Source organism: Wolbachia endosymbiont of Tetranychus urticae (assembly GCF_046529255.1).
Lineage (GTDB): Bacteria > Pseudomonadota > Alphaproteobacteria > Rickettsiales > Anaplasmataceae > Wolbachia.
The window spans coordinates 1,626,285-1,643,829 of record NZ_CP114181.1 but is presented as its reverse complement, the minus strand read 5'-3'; the positions used below and the strand labels follow the sequence as shown (position 1 = coordinate 1,643,829).

The following is a 17,545-nucleotide window of genomic DNA, read 5'->3' as shown; positions in this document are numbered from 1 at the left end:
ACATAAAAACATTTGCAAATTATGCAATGGACAACAGATTCTAGGAACATATGTTAAAATCATATCCATGATGAAAATAAGATAGATCCCAGTGTCACGCACTGGGATAACAAGAAGGAAGATACTGGAATGACATCTTCCCTGAACCATAATGTTCGTACAGTTGTGTGTCAGCTACTTGAAGTGGGAATGACAAGAGTAAACTCATTTCTTGAACACAAAAAGAGCCCCTAAAGAGATTTGACATCAAGATAACTTAAATATATACCAACTCTCTTATTTTTTAATGATTCCTCATCATGAGTCAAATGATCAAAAACCTGAATTTGATTTGTTAGAATGCTACAATCATTATTTACGACCTCTAATACACCATTGTCAATTACAACTTTCTCCTTTATCTGGTTACTCATTTGAACAGTAATTATACCAGGCAATAAATAAATTAAATAAGGGGAATGGCAGGCTAAAATCATCAATTTCCCTTCAAGCCCACTCACTGAAAGCGAAACCACTTCATCGAATGAAATTCGATTATCAGGAGAAAAAAACTGCACTCTAAAAGAGTTCATAATCTTTAATGTCCGGCTCCAACTTCAGCTTTTATTGATTCAGCCTTTTCTATTGCTTCACTTATACTTCCCACCATATAAAAAGCAGCTTCTGGCAGGTTATCATATTTACCTTCAATAATTCCTTTAAAACTAGAAATAGTATCAGAAAGTGAAACAAATTTGCCAGACATGCCAGTAAATACCTCCGCAACATGAAAAGGTTGAGAAAGAAACTTCTGAATTTTACGAGCTCTATCAACAATAATTTTATCTTCATCAGATAGTTCATCCATACCAAGTATTGCGATAATATCTTGCAGCGACTTATAAGTTTGCAATATACGTTTCACTTCAGAAGCCACATTATAATGCTCTTCACCAATGATTTCAGCAGATAAAGACTGAGAAGTTGAGTCAAGTGGATCAACAGCAGGATATATACCCATTTCAGCTATCTGCCTTGACAACACTGTGGTTGCATCAAGATGAGAGAATGTCGTTGCTGGAGCTGGATCGGTCAAATCGTCTGCAGGAACATATATAGCCTGTACAGAAGTAATAGAACCAGCAGTAGTTGAGGCTATTCTCTCCTGCATAGCGCCCATATCAGTCGCAAGAGTTGGCTGATAACCAACAGCCGACGGTATTCTTCCAAGCAAAGCAGAAATTTCAGAGCCAGCTTGAGTAAAACGGAAGATATTATCTACAAAAAATAGAACATCTTGATTTTCATGATCACGAAAATACTCCGCCATAGTTAGTGCTGTTAAAGCAACCCTAGCTCTTGCTCCAGGAGGTTCATTCATTTGACCATAAACCAAAACGGCTTGAGATTTTTCGTGCTCATTTATATCTATTACATTCGAAGTAATCATCTCGTTATAAAGATCATTACCTTCACGCGTTCTCTCTCCTACTCCGGCAAACACAGAAAATCCTTTATGAGCTTTTGCTATGTTGTTAATCAGCTCCATTATCAGAACTGTTTTACCAACACCAGCTCCACCAAATAAGCCAATTTTTCCTCCTTTAAGATAAGGAGCAAGAAGATCTATAACCTTTATTCCTGTAACTAAAACCTCTTCCTGTATCTTCTGCTCGGTAAAACTTGGAGGTGATCTATGTATAGGTTCTAAATTATACTTTCCTTCTAAAGGACCACACTCATCTATAAGCTCTCCTACAACATTAAAAATCCTTCCTAAAGTTGAGCGCCCAACCGGAACTGATATTGGTGCACCTGTATCAACAAACTCATCACCTCTTGACATACCATCTGTGTTATCCATAGCAATGCAACGAACTATATTGTCACCTATATGTTGTGAAACCTCTAAAACTAGCTCCTTGCCCTTACATTTTAGTTTGCTTTTCAAAGCATTAAATATCTTAGGTAACTCGCCTTCAAATTTTAGATCAACAACTGCTTGAGTTATCTTAACCGTTCTACCTATATTCATCTCTTTCATCACCTAACACTATAATTCTATAAAAGAACTTCTAAAAAATAAATCTTATATTATTGACAGAAATTTTGCAATATTAAAACACCTACTAGTTACGTTTCATTATAAATAGTGCAAATGCATTCAATAGCCAAGTAATAATAAACAGCACCAAACTAAGCGCATAAGCAGCAAGAGTTTGCACACTATTGAAATCCTGATCTCCGGTAAGTAATGTAGCAATTTGTACAGTGATAGTAGTAACTGAATTGAGAGGATTAAAGGTCAAATTTGCATTGATTCCCACAGCCATTAGTACAATCATTGTTTCACCTATCACCCTTGAAATTGATAATAAAACTGCACTTAAAATTGTAGGAATTGCATAAGGTATTGTTATATGCCATATAGTTTCCGCTGGTGTTGCGCCAAGCGCCATAAAACCATAACGTAAACTTTTTGGAACAGATCTTATAGCATCTTCAAGCAAAGAAATAATAAAAGGAAGAATCATTATTCCAATCGATAAACCAGCAATCAAAGCACTTTCTGAGTGTATACTTAGATTAAAAAAATTCGCTACCTGCTTTATAAAAAAAGACAAAAATACAACTGAGAAGTATCCATATACAACAGTAGGAATAGCAGACAAAACCTGTAAGGCTGTATTAATAACATAACGCACTTTTTCACTCGCATACTCACTAATATATAGTGCAGAAAATAAACCAAGCGGCACCGCAACTAACATTGCTACAATAGTTATAAGTAATGTCCCCACTAAAAGTGGCGCTATACCAAAACACCCCACCTCTCCTTCACCAATAATAGCTACATTATGCTTCCATTTTAAGCAAAATAAGAATTCTGAAATAGCGACTTTGTTAAAAAAAGAAATGGACTGAATAAAAATAGATAGCATTATAAATAAAGTGATAAAAAGTGATATGGTTAAAGCCATAAATAACAAAAATTTTACCATCTTATTTCTTTTATCTTTAAAGATAAAAATCAGCATAAAAAAAAGTAACGCTATAGAAATAGAAATTATAAAATAACCATCATAGAGTGCTAACAAACAAGCTAACATCCAAATACAACTCAAATATATATAAGACTTAACTTTACTTACTGCTTGAAACCTACTCAAACAAAATAAAAGGATTAGTAAAACAGGTACGCCTATAATTAAATTCATTTTTCCATATATCAAATTTTATTCAATAAGAATGCTATAGAAGTTGACCATTATTTGACAATAGAGCAAAATAGTTTAAAGTAAGTAGTCATATTAACATAAAAATAATGAAAAGAACATTTCAACCAAAAAATTTAAAAAAAAAGCACAAACATGGATTTCGTTCACGTATGTCAACAAAAGCTGGAAGAAAAATTCTTAATAAGCGTCGCTCATTAGGGTGTAATAAATTATGCGCATAGTAAGCATAAAAAAAAAGAGTTTTCCTTTGCTTTTAAAAACAGATTAGCACCTGACAGTCTTTTTTATCGAGGGGTATATATGTCACTATATGCTATAAAAGAAAGAGAACCTGAAAAGTATATTCATGTTATTAGAGTGGGTCTGGCTATCAGTAAAAAAGTCGGAAAAGCAGCAAAAAGAAATAAAATAAAAAGGCAATTACGAATGCTAGCTAAAGTTAGCATTTCTAATATAAGTAATGTAGGATGCTATTACATAATACTAACCCATAAAAACATTATGCAAGCAGGCTATAAAAATTTACAAAAAGACCTCAATATTTGCTTAAAGAAAGATAAAATAAGAAGAAATTTTCACTAAAGTATTTACAGCTATATTTTTTATGATAAGATGAGTAAAGTTTTTAAAAAAAAATTAATAGATGTGGGTGCTTGATGGTAGAGAGTATAAGAAAACAAGATAGAAAGCTCGATACAAATAATGCTAAGGAGAGTTTTTATAAATATAGAGAGTCTAGCTATCGCACACAATGGGGAATGGCATTTGAACAAAGCCAATATTTAGAACAAAATAAAGATAATCCTAGAGGTAAATTGCTAAATTTTAATATAGAAGCAACTCATTACAATAAGAGAATAGTTTGATAAAAGTACCCGTTCAGGGAAGTGGTTGAAGAAACGATAGGCAGGGGATTGTGTAGTTCTCTTTGTTTCCATGTTAAGTGTAATGAAATTATCCTTTCAAGTTCCTAGCTCTGATTACGTAAAATACGAGCTTTTACAGTAAACGATATAATGCCTAATTTGCTATTCAGCGTGATAGTGGAATACTTTCTGGTTTACTTAAAAAATTTCACATCATTCTTTCAGATTTTAAAATATTTTTCGCAACTTGAGAAGCTCCAGTTGCTTCAGATATAGTATTTCCCAAAGTAAATGATAAAGGTATAATAAAGTATTTGAGTTATAATGGCATATAGTGTGGATTTAAGGGAAAAGGCAGTATTGATGATAGAAAAAGGGAAGACAAAGGTTGAGATAGCAGAGCTCATGGAGATAGGAATAGCAACGCTGTACCGCTGGTTAAAAAAGAAAGCTGTTGGTGAAAGCCTAAAGCCATCTAAAACGGTAGCTTTATTCGAAAAATAGACCCAAAAATACTCGAAGAATATGTTACAAAGAATCCAGATCATACTCTGGCAGAGATGAAACAAAATCTTGGATTTGGAATAAATTCAATTTGGTATAGACTAAAACAGGTAAAATTACTTTAAAAAAAAGTCACACTATATCAAGAGCGCAATCAAGAAGATAGGCAGCAATCTATTGATAAAATCTCAAAAATAGACCATTCCAGCATCTTATACCAATTCCCACTATGTAAAGAACAGATAGACAATAATGGGAAAGAAGTGATACTAGAGTAGATAAAATAGAGAGGTATAAATGGCATTAAGGTCAAAACTGTTAGACGAAAAAGTTGTAAATTTGGCGAAAGAAATGTTAAAAAAGGTCAGAAATAACGCATATGTTTCAAAAAAGTTACAAGCGGTGATAGCAGGAAAAGAAAGTAGTATAAGCGCTGTGGCAAGAATATGTAAAATTTCAAGGACTGCTTTGACTGAATGGATAAAGCATCTAAAATTTGGTAGAGTAGAAAAATTATTTTCCCCTTCTCAGCGGCGAAGAAAAAGCAAATTAAACAAAAATCAACGTGAGCAAATTGAAATATGGGTAGAAAGAAATCCAAATATTACTATTAAGGAAGTGCAAATAAAAATCTCAGAGGAATTTGGCCTAAACATTAGCAAATCAACAGTGCATCGTGAGATACAAAGGATGAAGTTTTCTTATATAACACCGAGGCCAATTCACCATAAACAAGATAAAAACAAGCAAGAAGAGTTTAAAAAATACTTCAATAAAATAGTCAATTCCCACCCTGAAAAGGAGGTATTTTTTTGATGAATCACGATTTGGAACTCATTCAAAAATCGGACACGGATGGTTTAAAAAAGGGGTCAGAACGCAGGTTAAATGAAAATTGGTAGACAAAATTTCTATATCTACAGTGCGGTAAATCCAAGAAGTGGTAAGAAAATTAGCCTACTTGCTCCATATGTAAACACTGATTGTATGAATATATTTCTGGAGCAGATGTCGAAAGATTTAGGCACGAAAAAAGCCTTTCTTGTAATGGATTGTGCAGGCTGGCATAGATCAAAAAGTTTGAAAATTCAGAAAAACATTACCATTATATACTTGCCTCCTTATTCACCAGAACTGAATCCTGTTGAGAGGTTGTGGCAATATATCAAACACAATACTTTACGCAACAGAGTCTACGATACCATAGGCTTACTTGAAGATGTTCTGTGTAATTTTATTGTCAGTATTTCCAGTGCTACTATTAAACGAGTTTGTAATGTTTCTTATTTGTTCGATTAGTAATGGAATTTGGTATTATATATAGATGAAGCAGGAGTTGATAATAAGTTATACCGAGAATATGGACGTGCTCCAAACGCTAATTCTGGATTAAGGAAGGAAGAAAGTATAGGAAATGGAAGACTTTTTGGATTTCAAGGAATAGGAAATGAGAGTAGAAAAGATGTGAACCAAGAAATTAACGGGAGATCTATGGCGAGTATGTTCAATTTCAAGTCTATTTTTGAGGTAGCCAAAAATCGTCTCAATGATCGACCTTTTTCTCAGCAAAATCTTTTCATGTAGTGAAATTAATGCGTTTTTCATCCCCTTTTTCACCTTGGTAACAAGTTTCAAACCGCGGTTAAACAACTCTTGGAAAAGCTCTTTTTTAATATAGCCTTTATCACCAAACAAAAGACCGGTTAATTTCTTAGTTAGGTTTGCTACAGGCTCTCTATCGTCAACATTACCTCTTGTAAGCGTAAAAGCTTGAATTTCACCTTTCTCATTAATTATCAAATGTAGTTTAAAGCCGAAAAACCAGCCATATGTACTCTTGCTTAATTTTGCAATTCCAGCAAAAACCTTATTTCTTGATATTCTTTTTGCATGGCAAACTGCAATAGGAGTTGTATCTATGTATGAGATTCCAGTAAGTTCTGACCATCCGCAAAGGCACTGTAATAGCATGGCTAAATGCCACAAAACCCTGGGCTTTAGAGCAACAAACCTAGTGTATGAAGGCAACTTCGAAAACTCTGTTTGTAGAGCAATGTTAGGTAATGCAGGTAGAAAGCCTTAAAATTTTCACAGGGAGATTGCTTATACAGGAGGATTATTGTGATAATTTCCGAATGTGTAATTTCTGGCACTCTTGTGGGTTTTTACCGTTTGGCAGTAGTTTATCTGCAAAATTTTTCTCTATATCTCTGCAAAAATCATCGACCAGACAAAACAGTTTTGTTATATCTTCCATGGGTAACCTCATCTATTTTTTTCTATTTGTTGCGTTTACCCTACTCTCCTGACTTTTCTATTCTCTTTTTAATCCAGAATTAGCGTTTCAAAGGTGGGTGTGACAAAGAGGTATTCAATATATGGTTGGAGAAACCTAAATTGCCACTTGGCACAACCATAGTTATGGATAATGCTACATTTCATAAGACCACTAAAACAAAATCATTAATAGAGTCTTTTGGCTGTCATGTGCTGTATCTTCCAACATATTCACCAGATTTGAATCCTCACTTTTACCCACAACTTTGAGAGGTCATTATGCGAAGCATAACCATGCTTTCCCTGAGGTTTTCATAACCACGCCATAGAGTCATAGTTCCTGGTAAATTATCACTTTTTCTATTCATAAATCCACCTAATTTTCCTAACCAAATAATAGCTTGTTTTATGTTTGGAGGTTCTTCTGGCAATTTGGCTACTTTATGCTCACGTATGTAAAGGGTTTTCCACTCTTCATTACTTAAAACCTTAGTACAAACCTCCATAGGATTCGATAAAGCGATTTTTGTTAAATATAAAATATTAAATGCAATAATGCTCTTTATAGCGATTAATTTCTCTAATCTTTCTTTTGTAGCTAAACGAGAGCTTTCTACCTTACATCCTGATTTTAAAATCCTAAAATACTCCTCGATTTTCCATCTTAGCTTATACCAATTTATCCTTTCTATAGCATCTAAAGTGCTATTAACTGGTACATTAGTCAGCAAAGTCCAATCAATAGCTTCTACTCTTTCAGGAGGATTTGTTTCTTTGGCACTTACTACATATATAGCGATTTTATCACTTATTTTATGCTCTGTATCTTTCGATCCATAAATGTAAGGAGATCTGATAGGTATATAGCCTTTCATATACCTGACTTCAATGTTAGCTTTTCTTGAGATCTGGTATTTATTTTCAGCAACATTCAAGACAATTTCCTTTTTTACAGGCAGTTGAGTTATACGTGTTTGCAAATCCGTTTTTCCCCCTTCAATACAGATGAATTTCCTATTAGTTCGGTTGCGGATTACATAAAAACTGTCCAATGATTCAACAGTCCATAAAAACTTAAAAATATCTGCTTCCCTATCACCAATAGTAACAAGCTGTACACCTTCTGCGAGGTTATTTAGGGTTTCTTTTAGTGCCGCTATCCACTTATAGCTTTCTTTCTCCTTTATAGCAGTACGGTATTTCCTGTTTGCTTTTTCTTGGGCTGTTTCTTCCCTGATAGAACGTGCCCAACACTGTTGAGAAGATAGCCCTAAAGGTAATCCGTCTTTGTTAACCATTAAGTTACTGTGCAATAACAAACCCTTTTTATATTTTGTATAGGCTTTAGAAATACTACCTAGACCCTTAGTCTTTATATGAGAGTCAAAATCCAAATAACTTGTATCTTGAACTGAAAATACCAGCTCATTTCCTTTTATCCTTTCCATAGTTTCTTTATAATGGGAAGAATAAATTTCCTTAGCTTCAAGCTTCTCATTGCTAAATAATCTGTATGCACCTTTAGCTTCTTTCCATCCTACACAGCTTTGACTAATTGACCCAGACGCCTTATTCTCTATTAAATAGCTTGTTTTAATAAGTCTTGTATTAAGCCTTACATCTCCCAGATTAACATGTCTCAACTCTTTTTCTAGCCATTTATCTCCTAAGCCATCAGCACATTGTACATTTCTATTTACTTCACACATTTTTACCTCATCTTAAGTATATTTTTCTCTATCTTACTTGCTTTTTATACTTGTGGGTAAAAGTGAGATTTGAATCCCATAGAACACTGTTGGCATACCATCAAAAGCCGCCTCAGACCTCTAATGTATAAATGTACAGACTTACAACTTTTGGTTGGTAATACCATAATGGTAACTTATTATTCATTTTAGAAAATACTATAGGTAGCTTCAAGTAATACCTTATACGTTTTGCAACTTTCTTACACTTCTGTTTCATTTTTTAATAAAGCTTTTTTTAGCATAAATAATTCAGTGGATGCGTTTTTTAAGTAACAGCCCAGAATTTTAACTTCAATAGTTCAGCTATGTTTCAAAGTACCTGTCAGCGACTATTACGATTGCAACACACACTGTCTTGTAAATCTTCTTTCCCTTTAAAACTTGCAGTATTGCTTCAGCACTAACCAAGTTTACCTTTATTATAACATTTTGATGCGCAAAACCTCACTTTTCTTATTCGATTTGCTCATACACCTTTTTGCATTTTGAAGGAACTCTATATTCACTATTTGATACGCTTTCAATTTACATTAAAAACATCACTTATAATTCTCACGTTTTGAATTTTTATAAAATCAACTGAGTACTACAATTATAGCACTTCTCATAATAGTCCAAAAAAGGTAAGATATGGATTTATAGTAGTGATGGTAAGCATGCCAGCAGCATATAGTTATGACTTAAGGAAAAAGGTAATGGAAGCATTGGATGAAGGAGAGAGTGGAGAAACTGTTGCCAAGAGATTTAAGATTGGAAAAACAACTTTATATGAGTGGAAGAAAAGATGTGAGAAAACGGGAGATTTTCAATCAAAAAAGCCTGGAAGCGTGGGCTATAACCATAAAATTACCGACTGGAATGCATTTACTGAATTTGCAAATGAGCAAGGTGGTAAAACTCAGTCAGAGATGGCTAAGCTTTGGGGCAATATTAGTAGACAAACGATTCATCGAGCACTTAAAAATATAGGATTCACAAGAAAAAAAAGACCTACGGGTATAAAGAAAGAAATGAGGAAAAGCGAGCTCAATTTGCAAGGGTTATAGCGACAAAAGAACCTGAAAACTTAGTGTATATAGATGAGTCTGGCATTGATAACACTGAACCTATGGGTATTGCCAGAAAGGACAGCGGTTTTATGCCCTAAAATCTGGAAAGAAAACTCAACGAATCAGTATGGTTGCAGCCTTAAGTAGAAGAAAGATAGTTGCTCCATTAACCTTTGAAGGCCACTGTAATATGGATGTTTTTAATGGATGGTTTGAGCAATTTTTGACACCAATCTTGGAACCTGGACAAACTGTCATTCTTGACAATGCTACTTTTCATAAGTCTGATAAGATTATCGAGTTTGCTAAAGGAGTTGGTGCAGAAATTTTGTATCTGCCTCCATATTCTCCAGATTTCAACAAAATTGAGCATTATTGGTTTGCTATAAAAAACAGAGCCAGGAAAAACATTCCTCTATTCGAATCCTTTCGTCGTGCTGTTGATTCTGCCTTCCTATGACCCGTTCGGACTATTATGAGAAATGCTATATCAACTAACTCTTGGACCGAATATATCTGCTTCTTGGTAGTTTACTACTTCTTCTCTCTCCTCATCTCCAATAACTTAATTAATATTCAATTATATAAAGTTTGATTTTCGGAAGATCAATTGTGTGATGATTTGTTAAATGTTGCTATCTCTCCTCCTAATTTGGAAATAAGTAACAAATTCTACTTTTAAATTTTCTACTTTTATCTTAAAGTTTTCGCAGAGTTCTAAAAGATCAGTTATATTACCTCACAGCTACCCTATGTTTACCTTGTTTCATCGCTCTACTGAAAAAATATAAATAAGAAGAAATTTTTATAAACTTGGCAACGACCTACTTTCCCTTTTTAAGTATCATCGGCGCTAAAAAGTTTCACTTCCGAGTTCGAAATGAGATCGGGTGGTTCATTTTTGCTATAGCCACCAAGTCAACAAAAATTTCTTACTTAACAAATTTTAATTTAATATTTAACACTGCATATGCACATATAGAAAGCAAATAAATCAATCAGGCTATTAGTACCAGTTAGCTTCACATGTTACCATGCTTCTACACCTAGCCTATCAACGTGGTAGTCTCCCACGGCCTTAATTGGGAAATTTTTTTGAAGAGGGTTTCTTGCTTATATGCTTTCAGCAATTATCCCATCTATACATAGCTACCCAGCGATGCTATTGGCATAACAGCTGGTACACCAGAGGTATATACATCTCGGTCCTCTCGTACTAGAGTCAGATCTTCTCAAATTTCCTTCACCCACGGCAGATAGAAACCGAACTGTCTCACGACGTTCTAAACCCAACTCACGTAACACTTTAATCGGCGAACAGCCGAACCCTTGGGACCTTCTCCAGCCCCAGGATGTGATGAGTCGACATCGAGGTGCCAAACGGTGTCGTCGATATGAACTCTCGAACACCATCAGCCTGTTATCCCCGGCGTACCTTTTATCCGTTGAGCGATAACCCTTCCATACAGAATTACCGGATCACTATGACCGACTTTCGTCTCTGCTTGGCCTGTCAGCCTCGCAGTCAGGCAAGCTTATGCCATTGTACTATCAAGCTGATTTCCGACCAGCTCTAGCTTACCTTCGCACGCCTCCGTTACTTTTTAGGAGGCGACCGCCCCAGTCAAACTACCCACCATACAATGTCCTAGTTCCAGATAATGAAACATAGTTAGATATCAAAAGTGTAAAGGGTGGTATCTCAAGGTTAACTCCATTATAGCTAGCGCCATAACTTCAAAGTCTCCCACCTATCCTGCACATCACACTTTTAATAGCAATGTAAAGCTATAGTAAAGGTGCACGGGGTCTCTTCGTCTAACCGCGGGTACCCCGCATCTGCACGGGGAATTCAATTTCGCTGAAGTGATGTTGGAGACAGTGGAGAAATCGTTACGCCATTCGTGCGGGTCGGAACTTACCCGACAAGGAATTTCGCTACCTTAGGACCGTCAGTGTTACGGCCGCCGTTTACTGGGGCTTCAATTCAGAGCTTGCACCCCTCCTATTAACCTTCCAGCACCGGGCAGGCGTCAGACCCTATACTTCCACTTACGTGTTTGCAGAGTCCTGTGTTTTTAGTAAACAGTCGCTACTCCCTATTTTGTGCCACCTACTTATAGTTGCCTAAAAGCAGGTTACCCTTCTTCCGAAGTTACAGGTATAATTTGCCGAGTTCCTTCAACATCATTCTTTCAACACCTTAGTATACTCTACTCATCCACCAGTGTCGGTTTACGGTACGGCCTCATAAATACAAGTGCTATTTCCTGGAGCTTCTTTTAAGCATAGATCAATCCAATCAGACCTATACAAATACAAAACCCGTCACACTTAAGAGGTTTAGGAATATTAACCTAATTGCCATCGACTACTCCTTTACGGACTCGCCTTAGGAACCGACTAACCCTACGTAGATTAACTTAACGTAGGAACCCTTAGATTTTTGGTGAGAGTGTTTTTCACACTCTTTTACGCTACTTATGTCAGCATTCTCACTTCCGATATCTCCAGCAGTTTTTACAAACTGCCTTCACAGACTTACGGAACGCTCCGCTACCGCACCTATTAATCGAAATCAATAAGCACCCACACCTTCGGTATACAGCTTTAGCCCCGGTACATTTTCGGCGCAGAAAAACTTATTTAGACAAGTGAGCTGTTACGCTTTCTTTAAAGGATGGCTGCTTCCAAGCCAACCTCCTAGCTGTAATGGTTTTTCTACTTCCTTCCCCACTTAGCTGTAATTTTGGGACCTTAGATAGTGATCTGGGCTGTTTCCCTTTCCACCACGGACTTAGCACCCATAGTGTGTCTGCTGTATAATTAATTATTGGTATTCGGAGTTTGGTTAGATTTGGTAAGATGATGAATCCCCCTAGTCTATCCAGTGCTCTACCCCCAACAACATAAATACAACGCTCTACCTAAATAGATTTCGCGGAGAACCAGCTATTTCCAAGTTTGATTGGCCTTTCACCCCTAATCACAACTCATCCAATAATGTTGCAACATTAACTGGTTCGATCCTTCAGTATGTTTTACCATACCTTCAATCTGGTCATGACTAGATCACTTGGTTTCGGGTCTAATCCATAAAACTAAACGCCCTATTCAGACTTGCTTTCGCTACGCCTACACCTATCGGCTTAAGCTTGCTTCATAGATTAACTCGCTGACCCATTATGCAAAAGGTACGCTGTCACTCTAAATATCAATAAATTGATATAGAGCTCCAACTGTTTGTAAGCACTTGATTTCAGATTCTATTTCACTCCCCTCCCGGGGTTCTTTTCACCTTTCCCTCACGGTACTTGTTCACTATCGGTCGTTAAGGAGTATTTAGGCTTGGAGGATGGTCCCCCCATATTCAAACAGGATTTCACGTGCCCCGCTCTACTCAAGGATTTAAAAACTTTCTATTTGTACAGGACTATCACCTTCTATGGTTACCATTTCCAGAGTATTCTAATTCTTATTTTTAAATCACTAGCCTTTTCCGCTTTCGCTCGTCACTACTAACAGAATCTCGGTTGATTTCTTTTCCTTTGGCTACTTAGATATTTCAGTTCACCAAGTTTGCTTTATATACTTAGTATATAATAACTAGCTAAGCTAGTTGGGTTTCCCCATTCGGAAATCTGCGGATCAAAACTTGTTGACAATTTCCCGCAGCTTATCGCAGCCTGCCACGTCCTTCATCGCCTCTTAACGCCAAGGCATCCATCAAGTGCTCTTAATAATTTATTTATCTGACTATATGTAGAATATGCAGAGTTAAATATTAACTTACAATTGAATTGAGATTAAATAATCTCTACCATAAAACTTTTCAAACATCTAAAAACTAATCTTCTATATGTTACAATCTGATAAATCATATGTCAACGCCTTTTTACACAAAACATTTACCTATTATTATCAACAACAATATACCAGCAATCTTAAACATTATAATCTGAGAAATATTTGACAAATTGATATGTACAGAAAAATTAATGAAAAAGATATTTTGTAAGATAAAATGTGTTAAAATTAGTTACCTAAAAATGAAAATGAACATTTGGAGTATTTCTAATGTATGAAAAGTAATCTATCTTTTATAAAAAACTTTGCTTTAAATTGTATATCCAAGCTCACTGGCTTATTAAATAGTAAAAAAGTAAAAAATTTCATTATGGATAAATACAGTACTCTCCATAAAGAAATTGTAGTGTTTCTTGAAAAATCTAAAAACCTGTTAAATACCAACACTGAAATCGGGTTATATCACTTCTATAAAGGTAATATATCAGATGCAAAGTTAAGATTTTGGTTAATTAGCATATTCTACCCTAATTTACCTCTAGTCTGGTATAATATCGGAAGATGTCATTTTGCAATAGGCAATACTAACAAAGCTTATAATTATTTAACAAAAACCCTAAAATTAGATAGTAGTCATAAAGAAGCTTCTTACTATATAAAGAAAATAACAAACACATCAGATATTGTGAAATTGCCTAAAAATCTCATAAAGCAATATTTTGATTACACAGGTGAATATTTTGTTGAGCATTGGCTAATTGCTAAACAATACAGAGGGCATGAGCTAGTACACATGATAATTACAAAAGTCTTTAACAACTCCACTTCTAAACTGAATATACTCGACCTTGGTTGCGGTACTGGAATATGTGGTCACTTCCTAAAAATAAGTAATATTAGAAGTCGCATAACAGGAGTTGACATCTCAAATAGAATGCTCAATATTGCAAGAGGATGCCTTATAAAAGGTAAACCTGTTTACGATGAGTTAATACATACAGAAATGAAAGAGTTTCTTAAACAAGAGAAGAACCAGCAGTATGATGTAATCATCTTTGCTGAAGTGCTACACTATCTACATGATTTTCTAGCAGAATTGGAACTAGCAAAAGGATTGACAAACAAAAAAGGGGTTATTGTATGTTTAGTAAGAAGAAAGGAAGGTAAAGGTATTGACTTTGTAAACAAAGGAGATTATTTTCGTCACTCAGAAGATTATATTCAGCATGTTGCAAAAGAAACAAATATGCAAATAAGTCAAATGAGTTACTGTAAAATATATGGCAGCCAAGTTGATGGTATCTTGTTTGCATTACAGTATCCACAAAAAAATTTAACAACTTAATCGAGAAATCGCTCAAATAAATGTCTATATTATCATAAAGGGAGTCTTATGAATTACATTGCTATTAACTACGCAAAGGATAGTAAATTAACTGATTTTGGAAAAGCAGTTCTATTGGACAGGTATTTAATAGAAAATGAAAGTTATCAAGATCTCTTTATACGTATTGCCAATTACTACTCTGATAATAAAGGGCATGCACAGCGTCTTTATGATTACATGAGCAATTTATGGTTCATGCCTTCAACTCCAATACTTAGTAATGGTGGTACCAAGAGAGGATTGCCTATTTCCTGCTTTCTTAACGAAACTGAAGATAGCTTGCAGGGAATAGTTGATTTATGGAATGAAAATGTTTGGCTCGCTGCACGTGGTGGTGGAATAGGTAGTTATTGGGGAAATTTACGTTCAATTGGTGAAAGTGTCAAAGGTAGCGGTAAAACATCAGGAATTGTGCCATTTATCGTAGTACAAAATGCTCTGACGCTTGCAATCAGCCAAGGATCCTTAAGAAGAGGAAGCTCAGCAGTTTATCTTCCTGTATGGCATCCAGAAATAGAAGAGTTTCTAGATTTACGCAAGCCAACTGGTGGTGACCCAAATCGCAAAGCATTAAATATACATCATGCTGTAATAGTAACAGATAAGTTTATGCAAGCTGTTGAAGATGATCAAGAATGGGATTTAATAAGCCCTCATAACAATAAAGTTATTTCAACAGTAAAAGCACGGGATATATGGATTAAAATATTAACAGCAAGAGTTGAAACTGGAGAACCTTACATTATTTTCCTTGATGCAACAAATAACAATAAGCCAGAATCTTACAAAAAACTCAACTTAGACATCAAAATGTCAAACCTATGCAGTGAAATAACTTTAACTACAGGTTACGATCACCTGAAAAAGTCACGCACTGCTGTATGTTGTTTATCATCCGTAAATCTTGAATACTACGAAGAATGGAAAGATAATGAGCTTTTCATAGAAGATATAATGCGTTTTCTTGATAATGTATTAGAGGATTTCATAAACCAAGCACCAAATGAAATACAGCGAGCAAAATATTCCGCAATAAGAGAGCGTAGTATCGGTCTTGGCGTGATGGGTTTTCATTCATTTTTACAAAGTAAAATGGTTCCTTTTGAATCAGTAACAGCCCAACAATGGAATAAAAAAATATTTAAGCATTTGCGCGAGCAAGCAGATGTAGTTTCTAAAAAATTAGCAGAAGAAAAAGGGCCATGTCTTGACGCTAAAGAAATCGATCTAATGGAAAGGTTTACACATAAGCTCGCTATTGCTCCAACTGCCTCAATTTCGATTATCGCAGGCAACACTTCTCCTGGAATAGAGCCGTATGCAGCAAACGTATTTATACAGAAGACACTTACAGGTTCATTTGTAGTACGAAATAAATTCTTGCAAAAACTACTAGCAGAAAAAAATCAAGACAATGATGAAACATGGTCCTCAATTTCAACAAATGAGGGTTCTGTTCAGCATTTAGATTTTCTTAGCAAGCATGAAAAACTGACATTTAAAACAGCATACGAACTTGATCAACAATGGATCATAGAACATGCAAGTGATAGAACTCCTTATATTTGTCAATCTCAATCAGTAAATCTGTTCTTACCTGCCAATGTGCATAAACGTTACTTACATAAAATACATATGCTTGCTTGGAAAAAAGGATTAAAGAGCTTATACTACTGCAGGTCACAATCAATGCAGAGAGCTGACAAGATTTCTCATGATATATTCAAAAAAAGCGAAATACTGCAGCAAAAAACAGATATTAATTATGATGAATGCCTATCATGTCAGTAGACTGTACATAACTTACTGTCACAAAAATACAATTCTACAAAAGTTATGTTTTCATAGATGCTACATAGAAATCCAGATGAATTTCTAAAGTCTATTCCAAGAGATAAACGTATAATGTGCCTTGATATGGGAGAAAAACAAACAGGCATAGCATTTAGTGATAAAACACAGCTTATAGCTACAGCTCATAGTATATATTATAGAAGAAATATGAGCAAAGATTTAGGTTATCTAAATAGAGTGCTTAAAGAAAATGAAGCTGGATCAATGGTAATAGGACTACCATTCACAATAGATGAACAAGAGACCGAATGGTGCAAAGTAATAATCCAGTTTGCAAATAAAATAATAAAAAAGTGCAAAGTACACATATACCTACAAGACGAAAGTCTATCAACATCTCTTGCAACTCACGCACTAAAAATTATTGGAATATCAATCACAAAATCAAAAAAAATAGATGATAAAATTGCTGCATGTATTATTCTGCAACGAACATTGGATAAGATAAATGCAGTTAAATAGCTATTGGTTCCGTTTCTGTCATTTTTTTAGCTTAATTCACAACACTAACTATTAAACAAGAGAGAGATATATTAAGTTATTATAAGTATAAATGAGATAATTAATCTAATTATTAACAATATTAAAAATATTGGTATAATTTAAGCATGTAAATGAGAAGATAACTATGAATGAAACCGTGAAACAGCTCATAAAAATACTCAACCTTCATTAAAATACTTTACAGAACCGTCATCAAAGCTAGATGAAAAGAAGTTTAAGAAATATTGTATAAACATCTTTCGTTGCAAAATCATGAATTTGGTGCACATAAAGAAAAAATTGATCAGATTGTTAGAGAAGGTTACCAAGATTACTATGATACGTGTGA

12 protein-coding genes, 2 rRNA genes and 5 pseudogenes are annotated in these 17,545 nt (G+C 34.9%); 11 read left to right on the top strand and 8 right to left on the bottom strand.

What is annotated here, in order from left to right:
• Nucleotides 1-230 precede the first annotated feature (230 nt).
• From O1Q06_RS08675 to pstC, 3 genes are all read right to left on the bottom strand, one after another.
• On the bottom strand, nucleotides 231-572 hold the full coding sequence (locus O1Q06_RS08675; RefSeq protein ID WP_410542676.1) for a F0F1 ATP synthase subunit epsilon: 342 nt from the start codon (nucleotides 570-572) through the stop codon (nucleotides 231-233).
• A gap of 5 nt (nucleotides 573-577) precedes the next feature.
• A complete protein-coding gene (gene atpD / locus O1Q06_RS08670; RefSeq protein ID WP_410542675.1) occupies nucleotides 578-2,014 on the bottom strand; it encodes a F0F1 ATP synthase subunit beta in 1,437 nt (478 codons plus the stop codon).
• A gap of 94 nt (nucleotides 2,015-2,108) precedes the next feature.
• Nucleotides 2,109-3,197, bottom strand: a complete 1,089-nt coding sequence (gene pstC / locus O1Q06_RS08665) for a phosphate ABC transporter permease subunit PstC (protein ID WP_410542674.1) — start codon at nucleotides 3,195-3,197, stop codon at nucleotides 2,109-2,111.
• A 107-nt stretch (nucleotides 3,198-3,304) separates the two neighbouring features.
• Between pstC and rpmH the strand changes: the two genes are divergently transcribed.
• The 6 genes and pseudogenes from rpmH to O1Q06_RS08635 all read left to right on the top strand — a co-directional run bounded on the left by rpmH (nucleotide 3,305) and on the right by O1Q06_RS08635 (nucleotide 5,887).
• Nucleotides 3,305-3,439 carry a 50S ribosomal protein L34 gene (rpmH, locus tag O1Q06_RS08660; protein ID WP_010404613.1) on the top strand — a complete coding sequence of 45 codons (135 nt, stop codon included), beginning with the start codon at nucleotides 3,305-3,307 and terminating at the stop codon, nucleotides 3,437-3,439.
• A complete protein-coding gene (gene rnpA, locus O1Q06_RS08655) occupies nucleotides 3,423-3,800 on the top strand; it encodes a ribonuclease P protein component (protein ID WP_410543114.1) in 378 nt (125 codons plus the stop codon). Before rpmH ends, rnpA begins: the two co-directional genes overlap by 17 nt.
• Nucleotides 3,801-3,874: 74 nt before the next feature.
• Nucleotides 3,875-4,084, top strand: coding sequence for a hypothetical protein (locus O1Q06_RS08650; RefSeq protein ID WP_410542673.1), 210 nt, complete (start codon nucleotides 3,875-3,877; stop codon nucleotides 4,082-4,084).
• Nucleotides 4,085-4,408: 324 nt separating this feature from the next.
• Nucleotides 4,409-4,588, top strand: a complete 180-nt coding sequence (locus O1Q06_RS08645) for an IS630 transposase-related protein (protein ID WP_410542672.1) — start codon at nucleotides 4,409-4,411, stop codon at nucleotides 4,586-4,588.
• Nucleotides 4,576-4,713 (top strand): IS630 transposase-related protein, encoded by a 138-nt coding sequence (locus tag O1Q06_RS08640; RefSeq protein ID WP_410543113.1) that lies wholly within the window; start codon nucleotides 4,576-4,578, stop codon nucleotides 4,711-4,713. Before O1Q06_RS08645 ends, O1Q06_RS08640 begins: the two co-directional genes overlap by 13 nt.
• A 172-nt stretch (nucleotides 4,714-4,885) precedes the next feature.
• Nucleotides 4,886-5,887, top strand: a pseudogene (locus O1Q06_RS08635) (IS630-like element ISWpi10 family transposase).
• A gap of 90 nt (nucleotides 5,888-5,977) precedes the next feature.
• On the opposite strand, the pseudogene O1Q06_RS08630 reads toward O1Q06_RS08635, so the two are convergent.
• A pseudogene (locus tag O1Q06_RS08630) lies at nucleotides 5,978-6,845 on the bottom strand (IS982 family transposase).
• A 98-nt stretch (nucleotides 6,846-6,943) separates the two neighbouring features.
• On the opposite strand from O1Q06_RS08630, the pseudogene O1Q06_RS08625 reads away from it, so the two are divergent.
• A pseudogene (locus tag O1Q06_RS08625) lies at nucleotides 6,944-7,135 on the top strand (transposase); the annotation flags it as partial.
• On the opposite strand, the gene O1Q06_RS08620 reads toward O1Q06_RS08625, so the two are convergent.
• A complete protein-coding gene (locus O1Q06_RS08620) occupies nucleotides 7,120-8,574 on the bottom strand; it encodes an IS4 family transposase (protein ID WP_410542423.1) in 1,455 nt (484 codons plus the stop codon). The pseudogene O1Q06_RS08625 and the gene O1Q06_RS08620 sit on opposite strands and share 16 nt — an antisense overlap.
• Nucleotides 8,575-8,782: 208 nt before the next feature.
• A pseudogene (locus O1Q06_RS08615) lies at nucleotides 8,783-9,191 on the bottom strand (IS66 family transposase); the annotation flags it as partial.
• 81 nt (nucleotides 9,192-9,272) lie between these two features.
• Here O1Q06_RS08615 and O1Q06_RS08610 point away from each other — a divergent pair.
• A pseudogene (locus O1Q06_RS08610) lies at nucleotides 9,273-10,125 on the top strand (IS630 family transposase).
• Nucleotides 10,126-10,476: 351 nt separating this feature from the next.
• Here O1Q06_RS08610 and rrf read toward each other — a convergent pair.
• Nucleotides 10,477-10,583: ribosomal RNA gene (gene rrf / locus O1Q06_RS08605) — 5S ribosomal RNA — on the bottom strand.
• Nucleotides 10,584-10,650: 67 nt separating this feature from the next.
• Nucleotides 10,651-13,415: ribosomal RNA gene (locus O1Q06_RS08600) — 23S ribosomal RNA — on the bottom strand.
• Between the two features lie 331 nt (nucleotides 13,416-13,746).
• On the opposite strand from O1Q06_RS08600, the gene O1Q06_RS08595 reads away from it, so the two are divergent.
• From O1Q06_RS08595 to ruvX, 3 genes are read left to right on the top strand one after another with little or no spacing between them, the layout of a single operon-like run.
• Nucleotides 13,747-14,817 carry a methyltransferase domain-containing protein gene (locus O1Q06_RS08595; protein ID WP_410542671.1) on the top strand — a complete coding sequence of 357 codons (1,071 nt, stop codon included), beginning with the start codon at nucleotides 13,747-13,749 and terminating at the stop codon, nucleotides 14,815-14,817.
• A 48-nt stretch (nucleotides 14,818-14,865) separates the two neighbouring features.
• Nucleotides 14,866-16,650 (top strand): ribonucleoside-diphosphate reductase subunit alpha, encoded by a 1,785-nt coding sequence (locus O1Q06_RS08590; protein ID WP_410542670.1) that lies wholly within the window; start codon nucleotides 14,866-14,868, stop codon nucleotides 16,648-16,650.
• 57 nt (nucleotides 16,651-16,707) lie between these two features.
• A complete protein-coding gene (gene ruvX / locus O1Q06_RS08585) occupies nucleotides 16,708-17,175 on the top strand; it encodes a Holliday junction resolvase RuvX (protein WP_410542669.1) in 468 nt (155 codons plus the stop codon).
• The last annotated feature ends 370 nt before the right edge of the window (nucleotides 17,176-17,545 follow it).